This is a genomic window from Sphingomonas sp., assembly GCF_051962185.1.
Classification (GTDB): domain Bacteria; phylum Pseudomonadota; class Alphaproteobacteria; order Sphingomonadales; family Sphingomonadaceae; genus Sphingomonas.
Map to the genome: position 1 here is coordinate 1 of NZ_JBQCCN010000264.1, position 3,114 is coordinate 3,114.

Annotated in this window: 4 protein-coding genes; 2 read left to right on the top strand and 2 right to left on the bottom strand. The window is 68.4% G+C overall.

The features are described from left to right. Positions 1-88 precede the first annotated feature (88 nt). Both ACTHJR_RS16800 and ACTHJR_RS16805 read right to left on the bottom strand, forming a co-directional pair. Positions 89-439, bottom strand: coding sequence for a hypothetical protein (locus tag ACTHJR_RS16800; RefSeq protein WP_440524423.1), 351 nt, complete (start codon positions 437-439; stop codon positions 89-91). A gap of 179 nt (positions 440-618) precedes the next feature. Further along, positions 619-1,059, bottom strand: coding sequence for a response regulator (locus ACTHJR_RS16805; RefSeq protein ID WP_440524429.1), 441 nt, complete (start codon positions 1,057-1,059; stop codon positions 619-621). Between the two features lie 219 nt (positions 1,060-1,278). Between ACTHJR_RS16805 and ACTHJR_RS16810 the strand changes: the two genes are divergently transcribed. Both ACTHJR_RS16810 and rsmD read left to right on the top strand, forming a co-directional pair. Then, positions 1,279-2,430 carry a pseudouridine synthase gene (locus ACTHJR_RS16810; protein WP_440524425.1) on the top strand — a complete coding sequence of 384 codons (1,152 nt, stop codon included), beginning with the start codon at positions 1,279-1,281 and terminating at the stop codon, positions 2,428-2,430. Beyond that, positions 2,431-2,967: a 16S rRNA (guanine(966)-N(2))-methyltransferase RsmD gene (rsmD, locus tag ACTHJR_RS16815; protein ID WP_440524427.1), complete on the top strand. Its 537-nt coding sequence runs from the start codon at positions 2,431-2,433 to the stop codon at positions 2,965-2,967. Positions 2,968-3,114 lie beyond the last annotated feature (147 nt).

Sequence of the window (3,114 nt, forward strand, 5' to 3'; positions counted from 1 at the left end):
TGCACCTCGAGCCCGATGATCACTTCCCAGTCGCCGGTGGCGCCATGGATGCGGTAGGTCGAGGGAGCGGCTGTGCTGAGCGTATTGGTCATTTCCAGGTGCATTCCAGTCCGGTCGTTTCAGCCATGCCGCTGAACATCACGCGGTCCCCGTCGGTTATCTCGACGACGACCATACCGTCCCAATCGACATGACGTGGGGTCATCCGAATCGCCATATCGTGATATTTCGAAGATGGTGACACCACCGTGCCGCGCCATCCGCGAATATGGTAGTCGGCGATTCCCCTCCCGACTCGCGCGCCGGATTCGGTGATGTCGACTGCGAACCGGGGCGCGAGGAGGCCATCGATGGCGTCGTGATAGCCCCAACCGTCAATCGGCGTAACGAAGATAGCATCGCTCATGTCGGGCGAATAGACGTCGAGGATGCGGTGCATCAAGCCTGACACCGTCATCCCAGCGAGAGACCGGCACGTCACTCGGCGCCACCCCATCCGTCATCCCAGCGAAAGCTGGGATCTCAAGAGACGGCGCGATACGGCTTGAGGCCCCAGCTTTCGCTGGGGCGACGGACTATTGGGCAATGGACCGCACGGGCAGCTTGTGCCGTTGCTTGTCAGGCCGTCGCTTCCTGATCGAATAGCGAAAAGCCGCGCGGAAGGCGGCGTGGGCGGGGGCGGCCCTGGATCTGCCCGTCGATCGCCGCGATCGCGGAGATCAGGTCGCTCGGCCGATAGGGCTTGGCCAGGCAGCCGCGGGCGAAGGCGCGGCCGCCCTCCGGGCAATCGGCGGTCACGAAGACCACCGCCACGCCCCGCGCATGCGCGGCGCGAGCGACGTCGATCCCGCTGCCGTCGGCCAGGCTGATATCGGCAAGGACGAGATGCACCTCGGCATCGCTGGCCAGCACCCCGAGCGCGTCGGCGACGCGGTCGACCGTGGCGACGACTTCGAACCCTTCCTCGATCAACGAATGCTCGTTGTCGAACGCGACGAGCGGCTCGTCCTCGACGATGAGCAGGCGCGTGATGACTCTTTTGCGATGACCGAACACCATGAACATCAAACCCACTCGCGCGCAGATCGTTTCGCCCCTGCGCGTCGTTACGACGACAACGCTGAACGCCCGGCAACGGATCGGGTGCGAATTTTCCCCCTCTCCCCAGCCAATCGGTATATTGGCGCGACGATGTCCTCCTCCAAGACTCCCGACGACCAGCGAATCGCAAAAATGTTGGCGCGCGCCGGTATCGCTTCCCGCCGCGAGGTAGAGCGCATGATCGCCGAAGGGCGCGTGGCGCTGAACGGCACCGTGATCGAGACGCCGGCGACGCTGTTGACCTCGCTCGCGGGCGTGACCGTCGACGGCCATGCCGTACGCGAAGCCGAGGCGGCGCGGCTGTTCCTCTACCACAAGCCCAAGGGCCTGCTGGTCACCGAGCGCGATCCCAAGGGGCGGCCGACGATTTACGATCGTTTGCCCAAGGGCCTGCCGCGCGTGGTGCCGGTGGGGCGGCTCGACCTCGCGACCGAAGGATTGTTGCTGCTGACCACCGACGGCGGGCTGAAGCGCCAGCTCGAATTGCCCGCGACCGGGGTCGAGCGCGTGTATCGCGCGCGTGCCTATGGCGACGTCAGCCAGGCGCAGCTCGAGGAGTTGAGCGAAGGCGTCGCGATCGAAGGCGTCCGCTATGGCGCGATCGACGCTAATATGGAGCGGCGTACCGGCGCCAACGTCTGGATCGAGCTCAAGCTGACCGAGGGCAAGAATCGCGAAGTCCGCCGCGTGCTCGAATATCTCGGGCTGGAAGTCAGCCGGCTGATCCGCACGCGCTATGGGCCGTTCGTGCTGGGCGATCTGCCGGTCGGCGCGGTCGGCGAGGTGCGCGCGCATGACATCGATTCGTTCCGGAAGAACCCGACGCGGCTGGACTTGCCGCAACCGGCCCGCGCCGGCCGCGCGCCTGCCGTTCTGCGCGGTGAGGGACGGTCCGGGCCCCGTCCTGCCACGGGTGATGCGGCATCGGGATCGCAGCGCCGCGCGCCCTCGTCGTCCGCCGGGGCCCGGCAACGCGTCGAGCCTGAAGGCGCGCGACGTGCCCGTTCGGCTAGCGCCGCTGCCGGACCTCAAGGCAAACCCGCGCGTCCTGCCAAGGCCAAGGCCGGTCCGCGCCAACGCGCCGATGGCACCCTGGCCGTGCGCTCGAGCGGGTCGAGGGCCGATCGCTCGCGCACCTTCCGTGGCGATCGCGAAACCGCCGAGCGGCCCGAACGCGCCGAGCGTCCGGCACGCCCCGCGCGGTCGTCCGGCACCACGTCATCGCGTGGCCCGGGACAAGGCCGCCCTACCCGTCCGTCCGGCACATCACCCTCCCGCGGCCCGACCGCTCCACGCGGCGGCCCGCGCCCGCCGCGAAAGCCGCGCTAGATGCGGATCATCGCCGGGCAATGGCGCGGCCGGCCACTGGTCGCGCCCAAGGGCGACACGACGCGCCCGACCGCCGATCGCACGCGCGAGGCGCTGTTCTCGATGCTCGCCAGTCGGATCGGCAGCTTCGAGGATCTTGCCGTCACCGATCTGTTCGCGGGCTCGGGCGCGCTCGGGCTCGAAGCCTTGTCGCGCGGCGCCGCGTCGTGCCTGTTCGTCGAGCAGGACAAGGCGGCACTCGACGCGCTCCGGGCGAATATCGCCAAGCTCGGCGCCAAGGCGGATGTCCGTGCGCAATCGGTGTTGGCGCTGGGGCCGACGCGCCAGCCGCTCGACCTGATCCTGATGGATCCGCCCTATGGCACCGGCGCGGGGGCGGTCGCGCTCGACAAAATGGCGCGGCTCGGCTGGGTCGGGCCGGCGAGCTGGGTCAGCGTCGAGACCGCGCGCGACGAAAAGGTCGAGGTGGCTGGGTTCGCGATCGATGCGGAGAAAATCTACGGCAAGGCCCGGGTGACGCTGCTCAGGATGGCATAGTCCCGTCGCCCCGGCGGAGGCCGGGGGCGCGGGGCGTTTAGCCCCCTAGCCAAACACCCCGGCGCCCGCCGGGGGGCCCGGACAAATCCAAACAGAGCAGCGGAACCCCGGCCCTGGCCGTGATTTTGAAAGCATACATACCGAAAC

Excerpts from the sequence above, each read along its gene's own strand:
- ACTHJR_RS16800 (WP_440524423.1), bottom strand. The coding sequence starts at position 439 with ATGCACCGCATCCTCGACGTCTATTCGCCCGACATGAGCGATGCTATC.
- ACTHJR_RS16805 (WP_440524429.1), bottom strand. The coding sequence starts at position 1,059 with ATGGTGTTCGGTCATCGCAAAAGAGTCATCACGCGCCTGCTCATCGTC.
- ACTHJR_RS16810 (WP_440524425.1), top strand. The coding sequence starts at position 1,279 with ATGATCGCCGAAGGGCGCGTGGCGCTGAACGGCACCGTGATCGAGACG.
- rsmD (WP_440524427.1), top strand. The coding sequence starts at position 2,431 with ATGCGGATCATCGCCGGGCAATGGCGCGGCCGGCCACTGGTCGCGCCC.